Annotated in this window: 16 protein-coding genes; 6 read left to right on the top strand and 10 right to left on the bottom strand. The window is 63.9% G+C overall.

What is annotated here, in order from left to right; all coding sequences use genetic code 11:
• Nucleotides 1–186 precede the first annotated feature (186 nt).
• From def to gltX, 3 genes are all read right to left on the bottom strand, one after another.
• Nucleotides 187–723, bottom strand: a complete 537-nt coding sequence (def, locus tag ACKUTP_RS07785) for a peptide deformylase (protein WP_409064005.1) — start codon at nt 721–723, stop codon at nt 187–189.
• An 18-nt stretch (nt 724–741) separates the two neighbouring features.
• Nucleotides 742–3,195, bottom strand: a complete 2,454-nt coding sequence (priA, locus tag ACKUTP_RS07780) for a primosomal protein N' (protein ID WP_192919564.1) — start codon at nt 3,193–3,195, stop codon at nt 742–744.
• Between the two features lie 88 nt (nt 3,196–3,283).
• Nucleotides 3,284–4,759, bottom strand: a complete 1,476-nt coding sequence (gene gltX / locus ACKUTP_RS07775; RefSeq protein ID WP_409064004.1) for a glutamate--tRNA ligase — start codon at nt 4,757–4,759, stop codon at nt 3,284–3,286.
• A gap of 305 nt (nt 4,760–5,064) precedes the next feature.
• On the opposite strand from gltX, the gene metK reads away from it, so the two are divergent.
• The 6 genes from metK (at nt 5,065) to ACKUTP_RS07745 (ending at nt 13,700) form a co-directional block, all read left to right on the top strand.
• A complete protein-coding gene (gene metK / locus ACKUTP_RS07770; RefSeq protein WP_161115677.1) occupies nt 5,065–6,345 on the top strand; it encodes a methionine adenosyltransferase in 1,281 nt (426 codons plus the stop codon).
• Nucleotides 6,346–6,659: 314 nt separating this feature from the next.
• The gene (gene sdaAA / locus ACKUTP_RS07765) at nt 6,660–8,267 is read left to right on the top strand and encodes an L-serine ammonia-lyase, iron-sulfur-dependent, subunit alpha (protein WP_161115676.1); all 1,608 of its coding nucleotides are present in this window, start codon (nt 6,660–6,662) and stop codon (nt 8,265–8,267) included.
• A gap of 149 nt (nt 8,268–8,416) precedes the next feature.
• Nucleotides 8,417–10,150: a L,D-transpeptidase gene (locus tag ACKUTP_RS07760; RefSeq protein WP_409064003.1), complete on the top strand. Its 1,734-nt coding sequence runs from the start codon at nt 8,417–8,419 to the stop codon at nt 10,148–10,150.
• A 132-nt stretch (nt 10,151–10,282) separates the two neighbouring features.
• Nucleotides 10,283–11,719: an efflux RND transporter periplasmic adaptor subunit gene (locus ACKUTP_RS07755; RefSeq protein ID WP_161115674.1), complete on the top strand. Its 1,437-nt coding sequence runs from the start codon at nt 10,283–10,285 to the stop codon at nt 11,717–11,719.
• Nucleotides 11,719–12,492, top strand: a complete 774-nt coding sequence (locus ACKUTP_RS07750) for an ABC transporter ATP-binding protein (RefSeq protein ID WP_161115673.1) — start codon at nt 11,719–11,721, stop codon at nt 12,490–12,492. Before ACKUTP_RS07755 ends, ACKUTP_RS07750 begins: the two co-directional genes overlap by 1 nt.
• On the top strand, nt 12,489–13,700 hold the full coding sequence (locus ACKUTP_RS07745) for an ABC transporter permease (RefSeq protein WP_409064002.1): 1,212 nt from the start codon (nt 12,489–12,491) through the stop codon (nt 13,698–13,700). Before ACKUTP_RS07750 ends, ACKUTP_RS07745 begins: the two co-directional genes overlap by 4 nt.
• Nucleotides 13,701–13,911: 211 nt before the next feature.
• Here the strand turns inward: ACKUTP_RS07745 and cobK are convergent, their stop codons facing one another.
• Genes cobK through ACKUTP_RS07710 form a run of 7 tightly spaced genes read right to left on the bottom strand, consistent with a single transcriptional unit; the run spans nt 13,912 to nt 20,478 of the window.
• The gene (gene cobK, locus ACKUTP_RS07740) at nt 13,912–14,685 is read right to left on the bottom strand and encodes a precorrin-6A reductase (protein ID WP_409064001.1); all 774 of its coding nucleotides are present in this window, start codon (nt 14,683–14,685) and stop codon (nt 13,912–13,914) included.
• Nucleotides 14,682–15,323 (bottom strand): precorrin-8X methylmutase, encoded by a 642-nt coding sequence (locus ACKUTP_RS07735; RefSeq protein ID WP_409064000.1) that lies wholly within the window; start codon nt 15,321–15,323, stop codon nt 14,682–14,684. Before ACKUTP_RS07735 ends, cobK begins: the two co-directional genes overlap by 4 nt.
• The gene (locus ACKUTP_RS07730) at nt 15,324–15,839 is read right to left on the bottom strand and encodes a cob(I)yrinic acid a,c-diamide adenosyltransferase (RefSeq protein ID WP_161145595.1); all 516 of its coding nucleotides are present in this window, start codon (nt 15,837–15,839) and stop codon (nt 15,324–15,326) included. It abuts the gene before it with no gap.
• Nucleotides 15,836–17,335, bottom strand: a complete 1,500-nt coding sequence (locus ACKUTP_RS07725; RefSeq protein WP_409063999.1) for a cobyric acid synthase — start codon at nt 17,333–17,335, stop codon at nt 15,836–15,838. Before ACKUTP_RS07725 ends, ACKUTP_RS07730 begins: the two co-directional genes overlap by 4 nt.
• Nucleotides 17,328–18,551 (bottom strand): pyridoxal phosphate-dependent aminotransferase, encoded by a 1,224-nt coding sequence (locus ACKUTP_RS07720; RefSeq protein ID WP_409063998.1) that lies wholly within the window; start codon nt 18,549–18,551, stop codon nt 17,328–17,330. Before ACKUTP_RS07720 ends, ACKUTP_RS07725 begins: the two co-directional genes overlap by 8 nt.
• A complete protein-coding gene (gene cbiB / locus ACKUTP_RS07715; RefSeq protein ID WP_409063997.1) occupies nt 18,548–19,522 on the bottom strand; it encodes an adenosylcobinamide-phosphate synthase CbiB in 975 nt (324 codons plus the stop codon). Before cbiB ends, ACKUTP_RS07720 begins: the two co-directional genes overlap by 4 nt.
• Nucleotides 19,522–20,478, bottom strand: coding sequence for a histidine phosphatase family protein (locus ACKUTP_RS07710; RefSeq protein ID WP_409063996.1), 957 nt, complete (start codon nt 20,476–20,478; stop codon nt 19,522–19,524). Before ACKUTP_RS07710 ends, cbiB begins: the two co-directional genes overlap by 1 nt.
• Between the last annotated feature and the right edge of the window lie 20 nt (nt 20,479–20,498).

The following is a 20,498-nucleotide window of genomic DNA, read 5'->3' as shown; positions in this document are numbered from 1 at the left end:
CAACAAAGACTATCAGCGAAGACGCCCCTCCCTGGCCCGACGGCACCCGGGCGAAACGAAGAGCGACAACGTAGTCCCTGGGATGGGGCCCACACATATCGTCCCGCGCGCAGTTTCGCAGCGCAGCGAGAATGTTTGAGCACGGGATGATATGTGTGGGCCCCATCCCAGGGACGGACAATTAACCTATTCCGTCTCGCCCGGTCGAGCGCCGCGGGCCAGGGCGTCCTGGTACTCCTTGACTGCCTTGATCCTCTGCATCGGCTTCAATCGCTCAAACATGGTGTTGCCGTGCAGGTGATCGATCTCGTGCTGAAGGCACACGCAGAACAGATCGCCCGTGGCCTCATAGCGAATCAGGTTGGCATCCAGGTCGTACGCCTCGACGACGACATGGTCGGGACGCTCGATCTCGCAGCTAATACCAGGAATGGAAAGGCAGCCCTCGCTAAACGGCACCAGATGGTCGCTCTGCTCCACAATCACGGGATTGATGAGCACGTACGGGTCGTAGTCGTTTTTGTCGCTGTAGTCGCAGTCGATGGTGACGAGCTGAATGAGCTCGCCGATCTGCGGGGCAGCCAGGCCGCAGCCGCCGTTCTCGAACATCATCTTCTTCATCTTCTCGGCAAGCGTCTCGATCGCCGGGGTGATCTCCTCGATGACGGCGCACTCCTGGCGCAGACGAGGGTCGGGCGACAGTACGATTCCGTTGGCTTCCATGGCCATCCTTTCGGGTTGTTACATCAAATCATAGGCATCGACGTCAACGCTCACGCTCACACCGCGCACAGAGCCCACCTCTTTAAGACAGGCGTCGATATCATCAGGGACATGGTACCCCACAGGCGACTTCACAAGCAGATGGAAGCGGTAGCGGTCCTTGGCTCTCTCGATTACACACGAAGCCGGGCCCAGCACCTGCGGCACGGCACTCCCCGCCCGCAAAAAGTCGGGTGCGGCGGCATGCCAGCGGCGCTTGAGGAGTTTCGCGATGCGACCGATGTAGTCTTGCGCGTCGTCTCGGTTCGCCGACCACACCAAGATGTTGACCAGGCGAACAAACGGCGGGTACAGTGCGTCGCGGCGCTGGTCCAGGTCGTAGTCGGTAAAGATCGAACGGTCATGCTCAGCGACGGCGCGAATGACCGGGTCCTCGGGCAGGTAGGTCTGGATGATCACCTCGCCGGGGCGATCGCCGCGACCGGCACGGCCCGCCACCTGTTCCAGCAGGTCGTAGGCGCGCTCCCCTGCGCGGAAGTCCGGCAGCTTGAGGGCGAAGTCGGCATTGACCACGCCCACGAGCGTGACCTCGGGAAAGTCGAGACCCTTTGCGATCATTTGGGTGCCCAGCAAAACGGCGCAATCGGCCGCATCAAATTGCTCGAGCAGCTTTTTGTGCGCATCCTTGCCGCGCGTGGAATCGGCATCCATGCGAATAATGGCGACATCCTCGGGAAACATCTGGTGCAGTGCGTCCTCGATCTGCTGAGTGCCCAGACCCATTTTTGCCAGGTAGCGACTGCCACATTTGGGGCAACGGCTCGTGGGCGCGGGATACGGCTGCACGCGCCAAGACGAACCGCATGTGTGACACTGCAGCGTGTGCGTGCGCTCGTGATACGTAAGCGCGGTGGAGCAGTGATTGCAGGTGGGGACGCATCCGCACTCGCGGCACATCAAGAACGGCGCAAAGCCACGGCGGTTGTGCAACAGCACGGCCTTTTCGCGGCGCTCGACCACGCGTTCCAAGCCTTCCATCAGCGGCTTTGAGAACATGGAGCGGCTACCGTGAGAAAACTCGCGGCGCAGGTCGGCAATGCGGACCGTGGGCAGAACGGCGTGTCCCGGGCGCTCTGGCATCTCCACACGCGTCCAGGTGACACCGTTGTACGTACCGCGACGGCTGCGGTCGAGGGCCTCGGCAGAAGGCGTAGCGGAGCCCAGCACAAGTGGGCAGCGATAGCGACGCGCCATCTCGGCCGCCACCTCGCGCGCGTGGTAGCGCGGACTGGAGCCCTGCTTGTAGCTGGTCTCGTGCTCCTCGTCGATGATGATGAGGCCCAAGTCAATGAGCGGGCAAAAGAGCGCCGAGCGGGCGCCGACGACCACGCGGGCCGCACCGCTGGCGACCATATCCCACTGGTCCAGGCGCTCGCCAGCCGAAAGGCGCGAATGGAAGACCGCGACCGTCTCGCCAAAACGCGAGCGGAAGCGGCCGACAGTCTGGGCCGTCAGCGAAATCTCGGGGACGAGTACGCAGGCCGAACGGCCAGCTGCCAGCACACGCTCGATGGCGGAAAGGTAAACCTCGGTTTTGCCGGAGCCGGTCACGCCGTCGACAAGGACCACGTCGCCGTGGGCCTCAAGACGGGCGCGCTCAATCTGCGCGAGCGCCTGCTGCTGGCCGTTGGTAAGTGCGACCGGCGCCTTGCCGCTTGCCGAGGACAGCGTGGTCTGCTCGCTGCATCCACGCCACGCACGTCGCTCCTCCACCACCACGACGCCGCGTTTTTCGAGCGCCTTGATGGTCGCCGACATACTGTTATAAAGCAGGTTGAGGTCGCGCGTCGTGACCGGCCCGCACTGGAGTGCCTCGATGAGCTGACGCTGGCGGACAGCAGTCTTGGGCGGCGTATAGTCGAAACCCTCGGGCGTGAGCATGACCCAGCGGTTTTGGATAGGCTTGACGGCGGGGCGCTCAACCGTCCACGCGCCGTCGTCGCCCTTGACCACACGAGGGCTGCCGCCCGGGGGCAAAAACAGGCGCAGGCACTCGGAAAGCGTTGCGACGTACTCGCGGCTCATCCAGCGTGCGATACGGGCGGCCTCTGCGGTAAAGAGTGGCTTGCTGAGGATAGCCTCGATAGGCTTGATACGCGCGGGATCGAGGGCATTGTTACCTTGCAGGTCGCCAAGCTCGGACGCAATGTCGACGATATAGCCCGCGGCGGCACGGTTGCCAAAGTGGACCAGGACCGTAGACCCAATCTGAGCCTCGTTGGCAAGGGACTGTGGAATGCCGTAGGCAAACGGCTCGGACAGTGCACGGGTGGGAATGTCGAGGACCACGCTCGCGTAGGCGGCAATGGGCTCTGGCGCAGGCTCGGGCTTGGCCTGCTCGGCCGTGCGGGCATGCTTCACGGGAGCCTCCTCCGGTTGCGGCGAACCAAACAGCGACAGTTGTTCGACCATGGCCCCAGCACCTCCTATCCCATACGTCTACAGAAACAAGAGCCCCGCTCGGGTGAACGGGGCTCGGATACATACGTTTGCGCAGCGATTACAGCGCCATCGTGCGGGCGCGGTCGATGCGCGCCAAGCAATCGTCGCGGCCGACGAGTGCCATGGTCTCGCCCAACGGAGGGCTCACCATGTTGCCACAAACGGCGACGCGCACGGCCTGGAACACCACGCGCTTCTTAAGGTCCATCTGCTCGGGCAACGGCTCAAGCGCAGCGTCGATGTTGGCAGCCGTCCACTCGTCCACGCCCTCGAGCGCGACCTTGGCGGCATCCAGAATGGCACCCATGCCCTCCTTGGCCAGGCCCTTGTTGACGGACTTCTCGTCATACTCGAGCGTATCGGCCGTAGCGAAGATGGGAGCGGCGACGGTCACGGCGTCGGCCGGCATCTTGGTGCGCGGCTTGACGATGGCAGCGAGCGCGTCGATCCAATCCTCGCCGTACTCGACATTACCCTCGATGAGACCCGCCTCGTGCAGCTCGGGGACCATGATCTCGTCGGCAAACTGAGCATCGGACATGCCGTTGATGTACTCAGCATTGACCCAGTCGAGCTTCTTGGGGTCGAAGGTCGCGGGGTTCTTGGAGATGCGGTCGAGCGAGAACTTGCTGGCCAGGACATCGCGCGGGATGATCGTGGTCTCGCCGTCGAGCGACCAGCCGAGCAGCGCCAGGTAGTTGACGAAGGCGTCGGACAGGTAGCCGGCGTCGCGGTACTCCTCCACCGAGGTGGCGCCGTGGCGCTTGGAGAGCTTCTTGCCGTCGGCGCCCAGGATCATGGAGATGTGGGCGAACGTGGGCACGGGAGCGCCGAGGGCCTCGTACACCATGACCTGACGCGGGGTGTTGGACAGATGGTCGTCGCCACGGATGACATGGGTGATCTTCATCATGGCGTCGTCGACGACGGTCGCGAAGTTGTACGTGGGCGTGCCATCGGAGCGGAAGATGACAAAGTCGTCGAGCTCCTTGGCGTCGAAGGTCACCTCGCCGTGAACGGCGTCGTGGATGACGACATCGCCGCGGTCCTCGGGCACCTTGATGCGCAGGACGTAGGACTCCCCGGCCTCGATGCGGCGGCGGGCCTCCTCGGGATCAAGATCGCGGCAACGGCGCTGATAGCCCTGGAAGGGGTCCTTGCGCTCCTGCGCGGCCTTGCGGTCGGCGTCGAGCTGCTCCTTGGTGCAGAAGCAAGGATAGGCCTTGCCCTCGTCCCAAAGCTTCTGGGCGGCCTGCTTGTACAGGTCCAGGCGCTCGGTCTGGGCGTAGGGGCCAAAGTCGCCGCCCACCTCGGGACCCTCGTCCCAGTCCAGGCCCAGCCAACGCATGGCGCGCAGGATGATCTGCGTGTTCTCGTCGGTAGAGCGGGTGGGGTCGGTGTCGTCGATGCGCAGGATGAACGTGCCGCCGTTAGCACGGGCGAAAGCCCAGTTATAGATAGCGGTGCGGGCGCCGCCGATGTGCAGCTTGCCCGTCGGTGAGGGTGCAAAGCGGACGCGAACGTCTGATGCCATGGAAATCTCCTCGATTGCAGGATGGATGTCTAACCGCACCAGTATAAAGCATCAAAGCAACCTCCGCACAAAGGGCACCGACCTACTCATTCAAAGGGCACCGACCTACTCATTGGGGACAGACTTAAATGACCATTCTTTGGGCAACCTGTCGGCACTTAGGAAGGCTGGTCATTTATGTCTGTCCCCAATGAGTAGGTGCGGAAAGGGTGTGAATGTTTGATTTACGCGCTATGATGTGCCCTTGCATAGAGAGCCCGGCGGAATGGTAACGGTCGCCGGGACACGTTTTTGAAAGGACAATCATGTCAGAAGAACTTCGTTCCATCCCACCCCAACACGGGTCCTTCGTTTTTACGTCGGAGTCGGTGACCGAAGGCCATCCCGATAAGATCGCTGACCAGATCAGCGACGCCGTCCTCGATGCAATCCTCGCCAAAGAAATAGAGCTGCAGGAGCAGGGCTACATCGCCCCCAACGGCGTGCCTGCCAACGTGGAGAACGTCCGCTGCGCCTGCGAGACCCTCGTGACGACCGGCACCGTCATCGTCGCCGGCGAGATCCGCACTCAGGCCTACGTCGACGTGCAGGAGATCGCCCGTGGCGTTATCCGCCGCATTGGCTACAACCGTGCCAAGTTCGGTTTTGACTGCGACACCTGCGGCGTCATGAGCCTCATCCATGAGCAGTCGCCCGATATCGCGCAGGGCGTTGACGAGTCCTTCGAGACCCAGACCGGCGCTACCACCGACCCGATCGACCTGATCGGTGCCGGCGACCAGGGCATGATGTTCGGTTATGCCTCCAACGAGACCAAGACCCTCATGCCCATGCCGCATTACCTGGCAAGCCGCCTGGCCGAGCGCCTGGCCGCCGTGCGCCACGACGGTACCCTGCCCTATCTGCGTCCCGACGGCAAGACCCAGGTCACCGTGCGCTACAAGGAAGGCAAGCCCGTCGAGGTCACGACCATCGTCATCTCCACGCAGCACGCTGCCGAGATCGAGGACATGGGCAAGATCAAGGCCGACCTCATCGAGCACGTCATCACCCCGGTCATGGCCACTGAGAACATGCCGTGGGATAACGCGGACATCTACGTGAACCCCACCGGTCGCTTTGTCGTGGGCGGCCCCATGGGCGACACGGGCCTCACCGGCCGCAAGATCATCGTCGACACCTACGGCGGCTACGGTCGTCACGGCGGCGGTGCCTTTAGCGGAAAGGACTGCACCAAGGTCGACCGCTCCGCCGCGTATGCCGCGCGCTGGGTCGCCAAGAACGTGGTCGCCGCCGGTCTGGCCGACCGCTGCGAAGTCGAGCTTGCCTACGCCATCGGCGTTTCCAAGCCCCTCTCAATCATGGTCGACACCTTCGGTACCGCACATGTTGCCGAGGACAAGATCGTTGAAGCCGTAGAGAAGACCTTCGACCTGCGCCCGGGCGCAATCATCCGCGACCTAGACCTGCGTCGCCCCATCTACGAAAAGACGGCAGCCTACGGTCACTTCGGCCGCGAAGACGCCGACTTCACCTGGGAGAAGACCGATCGAGTCGAAGAACTCAAAGCAGCCTGCGGCCTGTAAGCTAACCCGAAAAGCTACAGCCAAAAACAACGTACCAAAAGAAGTACCGGCTCCAACCGGTACTTCTTTTTTTATATATACGGTGGTGAAGATGTCTCGATATGCAAGGAAAGACACGTCCCTAGCTAATGAATTTTGCCATCCAGCAACTCCAACCATGTATCCTTAGTCCCGAGGGGCGGGGCATAAGGTCGATCGCGAGTTCCGCACGAGCCGGAGAGCACTTAATGTGCTCTCCGTGCGAGCAGGACTGTCCGAGCAGGCGACCTTATGCCCCGCCCCTCGGGACGACGGGACAGATTAAAGGAGCACCCATGGCAGGCAAGCCGCAAACACTAGCTACGACCTCGGCATTCGAGATCTTGGGCCCCGTCATGGTCGGCCCCAGCTCATCGCACACCGCCGGCGCCCTGCGCTGCGCCCAAGTTGCCGCCAGCCTGCTGGAAGGCCGCATCACCAAAGTCACCTTTGGCCTGTGGAACTCCTTCGCCCACACCTACCGCGGCCACGGCACCGACCGTGCGCTCGTCGCGGGCATCCTAGGCCTTGATACCGATGACGAGAACATCAAGCAAGCCTTCGACCTCGCGCACGAGCAGGGCCTCGAATATCACTTTGACATCAAGGGCGACGACGCCTCCATCCACCCCAACACCGTCGACATCGACATGGTCGACGACACGGGCGCCACCGCCCAGGTTCGCGGCGAGAGCCTGGGCGGTGGCAAGATGCGTATCAGCCGCATTAACGGCGTCGGCGTCGACATCTCGGGCATGTACTCCACGCTCTTCGTGGCACACAAGGACGTCCCCGGTGTACTCGCCGCGCTCACCAACCTGCTCGCCTACGCACACGTGAACATCGCCTTCTGCCGCACCTACCGCACCGAGGTGGGCGGCCAGGCCTACTCCGTCTTTGAGACCGACGGCGCGCCCGACGACACCGTCGTCCCCATGCTGCGCAAGCTCGACAATGTCGATTACGCAACGTTTATCGAGCTCCCTGGTTCTGCCTCGTCGCTCTCCCCCGGCGTCTCGGCCAAGGAAATCTTCGACGACGGCGAGCAGCTGCTCGATGCGTGCGAGGAACTGGGGCTCAGCATCGGCGCCGTCATGGCCGTTCGCGAGGCGCGTCTGACCGGCGAGGCCCACGCCGTCGCTGCCATGCGCCGCGTGCTCGACGTCATGCGCGAGGAGACCATGGCTCCCATCGCCAATCCGCAACGCTCGCTCGGCGGGCTTATCGGCGGCGAGGCCAAGCTTGTCGAAGCCACCGGCCGCAACGATTTGAGTGCAAGCCTGATGGGCCCCGTTCAGACCGACGCCGTGGCCCGCGCGATGGCCGTGCTTGAGCGCTCCGCCACGATGGGAGTGATCGTCGCCGCCCCCACGGCAGGCTCCGCGGGTGTCGTGCCCGGCTGCGTGTTGGCGCTCGCCGATCGCCTGCAGCTCGACGACGAGCAAGTCATGGACGCGCTCTACTGCGCAGCCGCCATCGGCCTCAACCTCACCACGAGTGCCTGCGTCGCCGGCGCCGAGGGCGGATGCCAGGCCGAGGTGGGAAGCGCCGCCGCCATGGCAGCCGCCGCGCTGGTGCAGATGCTCGGCGGCACGCCCGAACAGGCGCTCGACGCCAGCTCCATCGCGCTGAGTAACCTGCTGGGCCTCGTTTGTGACCCCGTCGGTGGCCTCGTGGAGGTGCCCTGCCAAAACCGCAACGCCATCGGCGTGGCAGCGGCCTTTAGCTCGGCACAACTCGCCCTCGCAGGCATTAAGAGCCTGGTGCCGTTTGACCAGATGGCACATGTCATGCTCTCGGTGGGTCACGCGTTGCCGGCCACACTGCGAGAGACGGCAAAGGGCGGCATCGCGCAGGCTCCGGCCGCACTTTCGGCCTGTGCAAAATGCGGTGTGTGCGGATAGCGACAAAGAACGACTCAAAGGTGGGACAAATGTCCCACCTCTTTTGAATGCCACCGTTTCCGTACCACAAACAGCAGGGCAATCGCTATAATGCAAGCCCAGTAAAAACACGATGAACCGCAAGGCGAAAATCGAAGGATATGCATACGATGTCGCAAAACGATCGAACTCAACTGATTCCCGATCCGCAGCAGCCGAGCAGGCACGCCGGCGGCGTTCAGTCGCCGCGTCCTATCGCGCCGAGCCACGGTCAGCAGCGTGGTGCGGCAAACGCTTCCCAACGCCCGAACCAACAGCGACAGCAGCGTCAACAACGTCAGCAGCACCAGGCAAACGGCAATGCGCCCAAGCAGCCCCCCACGCACGCTCGAGGCGATCGCGGCCCCGCGCGCAAGCCCGCCGGCAACAATAAGTCGGGCAAAAAGACAACGCTCTTTGTCGTCCTTGGTCTCATCGTCATTGTCTATATCGTAGGCGTCGTAGCGTTTTCGCAGGTAGCCTACCCCAACACCACCATCGCCGGCGTAGACGTCTCGTTCTCCAACGCTTCGTCTGCCGCCACCAAGGTCAACTCGGCATGGAAGCACTATAAGCTCACCGTGACAGGAGATGACTTTAGCTGGACCTATCAGCCCGAGTCCGATGAACCCATCGTCGACGGTGAAGCTGCTGCAAAAGAAATCATCAACCACAACGAAGCCTTTATTTGGCCGGTCCGCCTTGTGGAATCCTTAAGCGGCAAGACCAAAACAACCGCTACCTCCAACGAAGTCGATCTTGATCAAGACGTCGACCTGTCCATGCTCTCCGACACCTTTGACCAAAAGAAGTTTGAGGAGGACCTGGGCGCCGCTATCGACGAGTTTAACGAGGGCCGTTCGGGCACGTTCGAGGCCAATAGCTCCTATGACGAGCAGGCCGGCAAGTTTACCGTCGAGAAGGCGCGCTCCAACGAAAAAATCAACCGCGAGCATGTCATTAAGTATGCCGAGCTCGAGCTTTCCTCGCTGGCCGAGACCGTAGATCTTTCCAAGCTCGGCAACGATGCCTATGAACCGCTCAATGGAACGCTGACCGATGATCAGATTCAGGCCGCATGCGATGCCGCCAACAACTTCCTGGGCGTCAACGTGACCCTCAAGCTCAACGGCGAGGATGCCGGCAAGGTTGATGGCAGCTCCGTATTGCAGTGGATCAGCTTTGCCGATCCCGCCAACCCAACGCTCGATACGTCGCAGATCAGCAACTGGGCAGCCGAACTCGCCAACGGCTTTAATACCGTGGGCTCCACTCGCTGGTGGACACGCGCCGATGGCAAGCAGTGCGCCGTCGAAGGCGGCGACTTTGGTTGGTCCATCGACAGCAGCTCGCTCGCCAAGCAGGTCGAGGACGCCATTAACAACAAGCAGACCGGCGAAATCGAGATCAAGTACTCCCAGAAGGCCGACACCTTTACCGCAAAGGGAGAGCCCGACTGGAAGGCGTATATCGACGTCGACTTGTCCGAACAGCACGCGCGCTACTATGACGAGAGCGGAAATATCGTTTGGGAGGCCAACTTTATTTCCGGCAAACCGGGCGAGGACGCCACGCCCGAGGGCGTCTGGCAGATCAACAGCAACGACGGCGGCAGCACCCTGATCGGAGCCAAGGACCCCGAGACCGGCAAGCCCAAATACGAGAGTCCGGTGAGCTACTGGATGCCGTTTGAGGGCAACATGATCGGCTTCCACGACGCTACATGGCAAAACGACAAGAGCTTCGATAACGCCGAGTCGTACAAATGGTGCGGCAGCCACGGCTGCATCAACCTGCGCCTGGCAGACGCCAAGGCACTTCACGACTGCATCAAAGTCGGCCTGTGCGTGGTTGTCCACTCGTAGTGCAACGCGCGCATTCCTACAACGTGGAACCGCTGCGACCAATCTAACAGTTCCGAAAGAAACCGTTCTATGCGCCCACCCCAACCGGTGGGCGCATATACTTATCGAGGTTCTTTCTATAAAGGAGACGCTATGCCGAATGTCCCCACCATCACCCCGGGCCCGGATGATACCGAGCGCACGCCCGAAGGTGCCACCGAAACGATTCCTCTGATTACAAACGTACATGCCGACAAGCAGAACGGACGCACGAACGATGCGGCCGAGATTTCCGATGAAGAGGCATATGCCAAGCTCAAGGCAAAACGTGCCGAGCGCCGACGCAAAAAGCTGATTCGCCGCGGTATTGCCGTCGGCGTCGTGGGCGCCATCGCGCTCATTGCCATTGTCGCTACCCTGGTTCTCAATGCGCAGCCACAGGGCGCTAGTGGGCCTGTGACCGACATGGTGACCGAGGGTACGTTTACCACAACGGTCGAGGCGAAAGGCCAGCTCAAACCCATTTCGTCCTCAGTGGTCTCCCCTTCTGTCGACGGCACGGTCGATTCGATCAACGTGCAGGCAGGCCAATCCGTCAACGAGGGCGACGTGCTTATGACCATTAAAAACGACGAGCTCGATCGCAACGTTGCCGAGGCGCAGCGTGCAGTTGCAGCCGCCCAGGAAGACCTCGCCAACGCGCAGAAAGCCGCAGCCGCCGCACAGGCCACCCCAATGACGGACGTCGATGAAGCTTCCGCAGCGGCTGGCATCTCCGCCGCATCGGCGGACACGAACGCCGTATCGGCCGCGCAGCGCAGCCTCGCATCGGCCCAGGCAAACCTCGATCAGGCGAACGCCAAGGCAGCCAGTCGTAGGGTCACGGCCCCGAGCTCGGGCAGTATCGTGGAGCTCAACGCCAAGGTGGGCGCCACGGTAACAGGCGGCATGATCATGGGCGAAAGCGATACGAGCGGCGGCAAGCAGTGCATGCAGATCGCCGACCTATCCAAGATGAAGGTGACCGTGCAGGTGGGCGAAAAGGACATCGCAAAGATCGCCGTTGGGCAGAGCGCCAACGTCACGTATCCCGCGTTTCCCGATATCGTGAGCCAGGGAACGGTCACGGCCATCGCTTCGGTGGCAAACTCCGACTCCACCAACGGTGGCGGCGGCAGCGTGACCTTTAATGTCGACATCCTCATCGAGGCGCCCGACGCGCGCCTGAAGCCGGGCATGACGGCCGAGGTCTCGGTGGTGACCGAGCAGCTCGACGATGTGGTGATGGTGCCGACGATGGCGCTCATGACCGAAGATGGCGAACACTATTACGTCAATGTGGCAACCGATGACGAGGGCAAGCAAACCCGTCGCGTGAAGGTGACCGTCGTGACGCAAAACGATAACGAAGCCGTAGTCGGCAAGACGCAGGTCAAGCGCGACGACCAGGGCAACGAGATCAACCCCAACGTGCCGGTTACCAAGCTGCGCGATGGCGACACCCTCGTCATGGACACCGGAGCGGACGCAACGGCTGACGGCGGCTACAGCGCGGATTCGGGCAGCACGTCTGCCGACGAGGACATGTAATGCGTCCCGTTATCGACATCCGCAACGTGCACCGCATCTTTGAGAGCGAGGCGGGGTGCGCCCACATCCTGCACAACGTGAGCCTGGCGGTAGATCCCGGCGAGTTCGTCGCCATTACCGGCCCTTCGGGCTCGGGCAAGTCAACGCTCATGAACATCCTGGGCTGTCTGGACAAACCGACGGCGGGCGACTATTACCTGCAAGGACTCAACGTGGCCGAGCTTGACGATGACGAGCTCACCGAAGTTCGCGCCCTGAGTATTGGCTTTGTCTTTCAGAGTTTCAACCTGCTGCCGCGCCTGTCAGTTATCGAAAACGTCATGCTGCCGCTGGCCTACACCAATGTGCCCCGTAGCCAGCGCGAAATGCGCGCCGTGCACGCGCTGCAGGCTGTCACGCTGCCCGTCGACCACTGGGACCACCGCATATCCGAGCTCTCGGGCGGCCAGATGCAGCGCGTCGCAATCGCGCGCGCCCTCGTCAATGACCCGCCCATCATTCTGGCCGACGAGCCGACGGGAAACCTGGACTCCGCCACTGGAGCGCTTGTGATGGAGACCTTCCATAAGCTCCAGAAGCGCGGCAAAACCATCGTGCTTATCACACACGACCCCAGCATCGCCGCCGAGGCCGACCGTGCCATGACCATCCGCGACGGTCGCATTCACGACGGCGCGTATATTCCACATGCACCGCGGACCCTGCGCAGCGCCGTAGATAGCCTGCCCATGATTTCCGCCTCCACCAACCCGCCGAAAGGAGTGGTGGCATGAGCGCCCGCGATCTCATCCAGGAAGCCCTTCACTCGCTCGAAGCCAACAAGGGGCGCAGCCTGCTCACCATCCTGGGCATTGTCATCGGCATCGCCTCGGTTATCGCCATGACTTCGCTCATCGGCGGTATCCAAAACAGCCTGGTCAACAGTCTGGGCCTCAATGCGGCACGCATGGTGCAAATCTATTCGTCGCAAGAACTCACCGAATCGGACATCGAGAAGCTTCAAAAACTGGTGCCGCAGATAGAGCAGATCGGCATTGTCGACAGCGCGTATACCGAGTATAAGACCGGCGATAAAAGCTATACCGTCATGGCACAGGGTGTCGATAGCGACATGCTCGACGCCGTGGGGGCCAGCAAGCTCGTTGCGGGGCGCACCTATTCCCAGGCCGAGTCCCAATCAGGCTCGCGCGTGGCGCTCATCAGCCGCAACGGCGCCGATCAGCTTTACGGCAACGAACAGGATGCGCTGGGGAAAACCATCAAGGTGTCCAACGGCGAGGTGCAGATTGTAGGCGTGATTGATGGCGGCAGCGACTCCATGGGCTCGCTCACGCTGTATATGCCACGCGAAACCATCTCCGGGCTGTTCGGCGACGAGAATCCTTCATTCCCCAGCGTGACGGCACTTGCCGCCGAGGGCACGGACATGGATGAGCTTTGTAAGACCATCGAGTCCAAGGTGCGCGCGATGAAGGGCATCGAGGAGGATGAGTACGACAGTGTATCGGCGACCTCCATGAAAAGCGCCATCGATGCGCTCAACTCCTTTATGGGCGCGTTCTCGCTCATCATGGGTGCTGTCGCCAGCATCTCGCTGCTTGTCGGCGGTATCGGCATTATGAATATGATGCTTACCAACGTAACGGAGCGCATTCGCGAGATCGGCATCCGCCGCGCTCTGGGCGCCAGTCGTCGCGATATCACCGCGCAGTTTTTGGCCGAGTCCTCGGCGCTGTGCGTCACCGGTGGCCTACTGGGTGTCCTGATAGGCTATCTGCTGGCCTGGGGCCTCGCGATGTTTGCCTCCGGATCCGGGATTCTTGGCGAGCTCGGAGCCAGCGGGCAAATCACACCGAGTTTTTCAATCGCCACGGTGCTGCTGGCCTTCGCCGTCTCCGTCGGCATCGGCGTAATCTTTGGCTTCTACCCCGCTCGCCGCGCGGCAAAGCTCGACCCGGTGGAGTGCCTACGCTACCAGTAAGCCACCACCAACAAGTTGCGGTGAATTAGGGACTGAATATGCTATCTAGCAGCAAAAACAGACACTATTTCACCGCAACTTATTGAAGGGCTACTTGCGCCAGTTCCGGGCGTCGTCCTCGAACTTTTGGCGGATGACGGTCTTGTACGGTTCGAGCTTGCTCGAGGCGCTCCTCCTCGCGGGCGGGAGGGAACGCAGGCGCGGCGAGCGCCTAGCGCGCGAACTCCCGTAAGAGCGCGTCTTCCACTTCCCGAAGCGAAAGGGCCCCGTCTCCCTCGGCGGGACGGGTGACCACGATGCAGCGCGCTCCCACGTCGCGCGCGGCGGCAAGCTTCTCGGCCGTGCCGCCTACGGTTCCCGAGTCCTTGGTCACAAGCCACTGGGCTCCCACCTGCCGAAGCATCGCCTCGTTGAGCTCGCGGGTGAAGGGCCCCTGCATGCCGATGACGTGCGACGGCGAAAACCCCGCGTCGATGCACTTCGTTATAGCACCGGGCAGCGGGAGCACACGCACGAAGAAGCGCTCCGAGAAATCGGCGACGCGCGTATAGGGAGCAAGCTCCTTGCTCCCCGTCGTGAGAAGCGCGCGACCCGGGTTCTCGGAGAGAAAGCGCGCCGCGCAGGCAATCGACGCGACCGACACGACGCCTTTGGGCAGCGCCTCGGCCGCGCGCGCAAGGCGCAGGCATCGTACACCCACGGCGAGCGAAGCGGCCCGGATGTTGCCGCTTGCGAGCGTAGCGAAGGGGTGCGTGGCGTCGACGACGATGCGCGCGCCGGAAAGCTCGCGCTCCATGTCGGCCTCGTCGAGCCTGCCCGCATGCACCTCGATGCCCGGAAGCTCGCCCAAAAGCTCGCCTCCGTACTCGGTTGCCGCGTAGGCACGGGCGGGGATGCCCGCCCCGCTCGCCCATTCGCACAGAAGGCGGCCCTCGGTGGTGCCGGCGAAGATGCGCAGCGCCGGCGCGGATGCGGGGGCCGTCACTTCGGGCCGCCTGGGCGCGTGATCTGGTAGAGCAGCGCGTTCATAATGGCGGCCGCCACGGTCGAGCCGCCCTTGCGACCCCTCGCGACGATGGCCGGCACGCGTCGCGCGAGTAGCTCCTCTTTCGCCTCGACCACGTTCACAAACCCAACCGGCGCCCCAACGATGAGCGCGGGCGCGATCTTCCCCGCGTCCATGAGCTCGGCGAGGCGCAGAAGTGCTGTGGGAGCGTTGCCGACGGCCACAATGAGCGGACCCTCGATGCCGCAAGCTTTGTCCATGCTCGCAACGGCGCGAGTCGTGCCCGCGGCGCGCGCAGCCGCGGCGACATCAGGGTCGGCCATGTAGCACACGGCCTTGCAGCCGAGCTTTGCGAGCGCGGGCTTGCTTATGCCTGCGAGCGCCATGTTCGTGTCGGTGAGCACCGTGGCCCCTGCGCGCAGTGCGTCGAGAGCACAGTGCGCGGCGTCATGGGTGAATACGAGGGAATCGGCGTACGAGAAGTCGGCAGTGGTGTGGATGACGCGCTTCACGACGGGCTCTTCAAGCGGCGGGAACGTGCGGCCGCCGAGCTCTTCGGTGATGATCTCGAAGCTGCGCCGCTCGATGTCGCCGGGCGCCATCTCCTTGGAATCCATCTAGTACTCCACTCCTTCCCTTGCACCTATCCCCTGAGCGTAGGGGTGTTTCTCGCACCGCATCTCGGTTATGTAGTCGGCCTTCTCCACGATCTTGCGGGAAGGCGCGCGCCCGGTGAGCGCTACTTCGACGCCGCGCGCGGACATATCGAGCGCGCGGTCCACGAGCGCCTCGTCGACAAGCCCCTTCGAAAGCGCGTCGAGCGCCTCGTCGAGCACGAGCAGCCCCTCCTGCGCGCCCTCGAGCTCGGCGAGCGCGGAAGCGAGGTTCCCATCGTGCAGCTCGCGCGTCGCGGCAAGTTCTTCCGACGTCATGGACCAGGTAAACTTGTCCGACGCCTTCCCCGCGAACACGGGCACGCCGAAATGCTCGGCGAGCAGGCGCACCTCCCCGCTTTCGCCGTCTTTCAGGAACTGCACGACGACGACGCGGCGGCCTGCGGCGAGCATGCGAAGGGCGAGGCCCATCGCCGCCGTGGTCTTGCCTTTGCCGTCGCCATGATACACGTGGATCATACGCCCTCCTCGATAATGCGGTAGACATACTCCATGTCGAGCGCCACGCGCACGGAGTCGGCCAGGCGGTCGAACTCGCGCGCACGGTGATCGGCCGCGGACGCCGCGCCCGCAGCACCCACGACGCTCTCGGGCAGGCCACGCATGCGCGCGAGCGAGCGCGCGAGGGCGAGCGCCACCCGCGGTTCGTCGAACAGGCCGTGGAGATAGGTTCCAAACACGTTTCCGCAGGCCGCGCCTTCTGGTTTGCCGCCAATCGTGCCCGCAGGGGCGCAGGAGACGATCGTTTCGCCGTCGTGAATCTCGTACCCGCGCGCCGTCATGCCGTTCCACACCGAGAACGCGCCTTGGGCGCCCGTGATGCGCAGTTCCGACCGAGCGAGGCGCTTTTCCTCCTTGAACACCGTACTTGCAGGGATAAGCCCGAGCCCGCGCGCGGTGCCAGCGCCTTCCCTGCCGTGCGGGTCGGAAAGCTCGTCTCCCAAAAGCTGGTAGCCTCCGCATATACCGAGCACCGGCGTGCCCGCGCCCGAAAGCGCGCGTACACAGGCTCCGATGCCGCTAGCCGCAAGCCAGCGCGCGTCGTCGAGCGTGGTCTTCGAGCCGGGGAGCACCACCAGGTCGGGTCGGCCCAGATCGGTCGTCGAGGAAACGTAGCGCACGCCCACGCCGGGCACGCGCGAAAGCGGGTCGAAGTCGGTGAAGTTCGACAGATGCGGAAGGCGCACGACGGCGACGTCGATGACGCCGCGCGCCTCGCGGGCAGATAGGCGCGGCGCGAGCGAGTCCTCGTCGTCCAGGTCGAGCGTAAGATACGGCACGACCCCCACGACGGGAACCCCGCACATCTTCTCGAGCGGGGCCAAACCCGGGCGCAGGATTTCTACATCGCCGCGGAACTTGTTCACCACAAGCCCCCGCAAAAGAGCGCGATCCTCGGGCGCAAAGAGCGCGACCGTGCCGTAGAGCTGGGCAAACACCCCGCCTGGGTCGATGTCGCCCGCGAGCAGCACGGGGGAGGACACGGCGCGCGCGAGCCCCATGTTGACGATGTCGTTTTCGGCAAGGTTGATTTCGACGGGGCTGCCGGCGCCCTCGATGACGATGACGTCGTTTTCCTCCGCGAGCGAATCAAACGCCTCCAAAATCTGCGGCATGAGCGCCTTCTTTCGCGCGAAGTAGTCCCTCGCAGCGAAGGCTCCCTGCGCCTTGCCGGCCACGATGAGCTGGCTTCGGTGGTCGCTTTCGGGCTTGAGCAGGATGGGGTTCATGCGCACGTCGGGCGCGATGCCGCACGCCTCGGCCTGCATGATCTGGGCGCGCCCCATCTCGAGACCGTCGGCCGTGACACCGCTGTTGAGCGCCATGTTCTGGCTCTTGAAGGGAGCCACGCGCAGGCCGTCCTGCGAAAGCACACGGCACAGCCCCGCCGCAAGCAGGCTCTTCCCCGCGTTCGACATGGTGCCCTGGATCATGATGGGCTTCGCCCTACCCACGGGTATCGACCTCCTTCGCCGAGCCTCGGCCATCCGCGCCCGCCATAGCGCCGCTGCAAGAAGCGCCGCCCCGTTCGTCGGGTTCGCCTTCGCCCGATGCGCCTTCCGCCCGAAGCGCGCGGCTGAACGCCATCGCAAGCCGGGCATTCTCTTTGCGCGTGCGCACCGCGACGCGGCACCAGAAACGGGACAGTACCGAAAACGAGTCGCACGTGCGGACCAAAACCCCCTGTTTATACAGGCGCTCGGGGATGTCTTTCGCCGGCGTGCGGACTAAAAGAAAGTTCGCATCCGACGGCACGACGGAAAGCCCGAGCGAGGAGAGCTCGTGGGAAAGCCACGCTCGCTCGCCCGCCAATACATCGCGCGTGCGCGAGACGTATTCGACGTCTTCCAGGGCGGCGATGCCCGCGGCCTCGGCGACCGAGGAGACGGGCCACGCCTGCCCCGCCCGACGAATCCCCTCGATGAGTTGGGCGTTTCCGCTGATCAGATACCCCAACCGCAACCCTGCCATTCCGTAGAGCTTGGTGAACGCGGAGAGCACGGCCACATGGTGCGAACACGCGGCGCGTGCGGCCACGCTCCTTTCGCGGGCGTCGGGCGCAAATCCGAGGAAGCACTCGTCCACGACGAGCAGCGCGCCCACCTGCTCGCAGCGGCAAGCCGCGGCATCGATCACGCGGGGGTCGACGAGGCGCCCCGTCGGGTTGTTCGGATTGCAGAGGTACGCCACGTCTCCCGGCCCCTCGATCGCGCGGGCGAAGGAGGCGGGCACGTCGAAGTCATCCGCTTCGGAGAGTGGGAACTCCTGCACGCATGCGCCGTAGTACGATGCCGCCTCCGCATATTCAGAGAACGTCGGCGCGCACACGACGATGCGTTTCGGGTGCACCGCCGCGGCGAGCCGCCAGATGATGTCGGACGCGCCCGCGCCGCAAACGATAGTATCTTCGGGAATGCCCTGGGTGCGCGCTAGGGCACGAACGAGGGCGAGGCTTTCCCTATCGGGGTAGGCGTCGATTCGAGAAAGCGCCTTGCAAGCTGCGGCGACGGCGCGCGGCGATGGGCCTGCCGGATTCACGTTCACCGAGAAGTCAATGAGGTCGGATGCGCCCCCTTCGCAAGCGATGCCGAGCGATTGCGAGCTGCCCCCATGCGTACGGGCGCGCAGGATTCCCCCGGCAGCCCGGGGCGCGGCGTGGTCTTCCCTCATACCATCGCCCCCACGGCAAGCACGACCGCCGCGCGCGCGGCGCCGAAGACGACGAGCGCGCATACGGACGCGGCGAGCATGAGCCTTGTCGCCCGGGCGATGTCGCTCCACTCGATTTCGCGGGACGCGTCGCCTATCGTCGGTTTCTCAACGAGCTTGCCGAAATACACCGCGGGTCCCGCCAGGCGCAGCCCGAGCGCGCCCGCGCACGCTGACTCGGTCTGCGCCGAGTTGGGGCTCGCATGGCGACGCCTGTCGCGGCGCCAGATGCGCGCCGCCCCGCGCGCGTCGAGCCCGACGATCGGGCACACGGCGATCATAAGCAGGGCCGATAAGCGCGAGGGAATCCAATTCACCGCATCGTCGAGGCGCGCCGAGGCGCAGCCGAAGTCGATGTAGCGCGCGTTTTTGTAGCCCACCATGCTGTCGAGCGTGTTCACAGCCTTGTACGCCATGCCCAAGGGCGCACCCCCGATCATAAGGTAGAAAAGCGGCGCGATGACGCCGTCGCTCGCGTTCTCCGCCACCGTTTCCACGGCGGCGCGCGCAACGCCCTGCTCGTCGAGAACAGACGTGTCGCGTCCCACGATGAGCCCGACTGTTTCGCGCGCCGCGACAAGGCCGCCCTTCGAGAACGCGCGGGCCACGGCCAGGCTCTGGCGGCGTAGCTCGCATGCCGCAAGAATCTGATAGCTCGCCCATGCCTCGGCCACGAAGCGCAAGCCGGGGTGAACCATGCCGCAAAGATGCAGGATTCCCCAGGTCAAAAGCCCACACGCAAGCGGAAGCGCCACGGCGAGCACAAGCCCTGCGGCGCGCGTGCCCGCGGACGTTTGCGGGAATGCGCCCCGCAGGCGGCCTTCGGCCCACGTGATCGCGCGCCCCATGGCGACGACGGGATGGGGAAGCCAGCGCGGGTCGCCGAAGGCAAGGTCGGCCGCGAACCCGGCGGCGACGGCAAGAATCGACATCACCGGGCATCGCCCCCCGAAGCGGGGCGAACGTCGCGAAGGCAGCGCCCATCCCAGGTGGCGGCCCATGCGCCGCCCGGCTCGGTATGCACGTCGAAGTATTCCATTTTCGGGACAGCAAGCTCGGAAAGCAGCGCTTTCACGGTACCCGCGTGAACGACGAAGACGGCGCGCCCACTCCCCTGGGCGCGCTCCGATTCGCACGCCTCCCGAAACGCCGCGACGACGCGGCGGGTGAAATCGCTCTTGCCCTCGCCATGCGGGCAGCGCGTCTCGCACCAGGAGTCTACCCAGGCGCGGTAGCGCACATCCTCTTTAAGCTCGGCGGCGCTTCGCCCCTCGAAGTCACCGAAATCCATCTCGCACAGACCGAGGCATGCCATAAGCTCCGCATTCGGGAAGAGGATGCGTGCCGTCTGGTCGGTGCGGGCCATGCCACTCGTGATAACACGGAACACGTCACGATCGCACGCGAGCTCGCGCAAAGCGCGCTCGCCCGCACTCGACAGGGGCTCGTCGGTGCCCGCCCCGCTGTAGCGATGGTCTTCCGTGCCCGCCGTGGCACCATGGCGCACGAAGACGACTTCCAAAGGCGCGCCCGCGCCCTGCGTCCCTCGAGGCGCATCGGTAAGGTTTCCTTTGATGACCTGGGGAATCCCGCACGTCATGCGCACGACGACGTCGGCGCGCGCAGCGAGCGCGCATCCCAGACGCCCCGCGCGCTCGCGCCATTGGGCGTCTTCCGCACGCATGGGGACGACCCCCGAGCCGACCAAGGACAGAATCACTGCGTCGAAGCCGATCAGCCGCTCGAGCGCCCGGTCAGCGTCGAGCGCGCGTACGAGTTCCTCAACACTGTACGCGACGCGGCCGGCAAAAGCCGCGGGCACGCCGCCCTCCGCAAGCTGCGCCGCGTCGACGAAATCGTCCGCCGCGAACCCGAGCTTTTCGCGCACGAAGGTCCTCTTCCCCGAAT

Source organism: Collinsella sp. wc0529 (assembly GCF_046116875.1).
GTDB lineage: Bacteria > Actinomycetota > Coriobacteriia > Coriobacteriales > Coriobacteriaceae > Collinsella.
Note: the sequence above shows the minus strand (reverse complement) of the source record. Positions and strands in the feature narration are given on the sequence as shown.

Coding starts and splice junctions, on each gene's coding strand:
- ACKUTP_RS07735 (WP_409064000.1), bottom strand. CDS start 15,323: ATGGATTCCAAGGAGATGGCGCCCGGCGACATCGAGCGGCGCAGCTTC.
- def (WP_409064005.1), bottom strand. CDS start 723: ATGGAAGCCAACGGAATCGTACTGTCGCCCGACCCTCGTCTGCGCCAG.
- cbiB (WP_409063997.1), bottom strand. CDS start 19,522: ATGTCGATTCTTGCCGTCGCCGCCGGGTTCGCGGCCGACCTTGCCTTC.
- ACKUTP_RS07755 (WP_161115674.1), top strand. CDS start 10,283: ATGCCGAATGTCCCCACCATCACCCCGGGCCCGGATGATACCGAGCGC.
- priA (WP_192919564.1), bottom strand. CDS start 3,195: ATGGTCGAACAACTGTCGCTGTTTGGTTCGCCGCAACCGGAGGAGGCT.
- ACKUTP_RS07745 (WP_409064002.1), top strand. CDS start 12,489: ATGAGCGCCCGCGATCTCATCCAGGAAGCCCTTCACTCGCTCGAAGCC.
- metK (WP_161115677.1), top strand. CDS start 5,065: ATGTCAGAAGAACTTCGTTCCATCCCACCCCAACACGGGTCCTTCGTT.
- ACKUTP_RS07730 (WP_161145595.1), bottom strand. CDS start 15,839: ATGATCCACGTGTATCATGGCGACGGCAAAGGCAAGACCACGGCGGCG.
- ACKUTP_RS07750 (WP_161115673.1), top strand. CDS start 11,719: ATGCGTCCCGTTATCGACATCCGCAACGTGCACCGCATCTTTGAGAGC.
- gltX (WP_409064004.1), bottom strand. CDS start 4,759: ATGGCATCAGACGTTCGCGTCCGCTTTGCACCCTCACCGACGGGCAAG.
- sdaAA (WP_161115676.1), top strand. CDS start 6,660: ATGGCAGGCAAGCCGCAAACACTAGCTACGACCTCGGCATTCGAGATC.
- ACKUTP_RS07760 (WP_409064003.1), top strand. CDS start 8,417: ATGTCGCAAAACGATCGAACTCAACTGATTCCCGATCCGCAGCAGCCG.
- ACKUTP_RS07720 (WP_409063998.1), bottom strand. CDS start 18,551: ATGAGGGAAGACCACGCCGCGCCCCGGGCTGCCGGGGGAATCCTGCGC.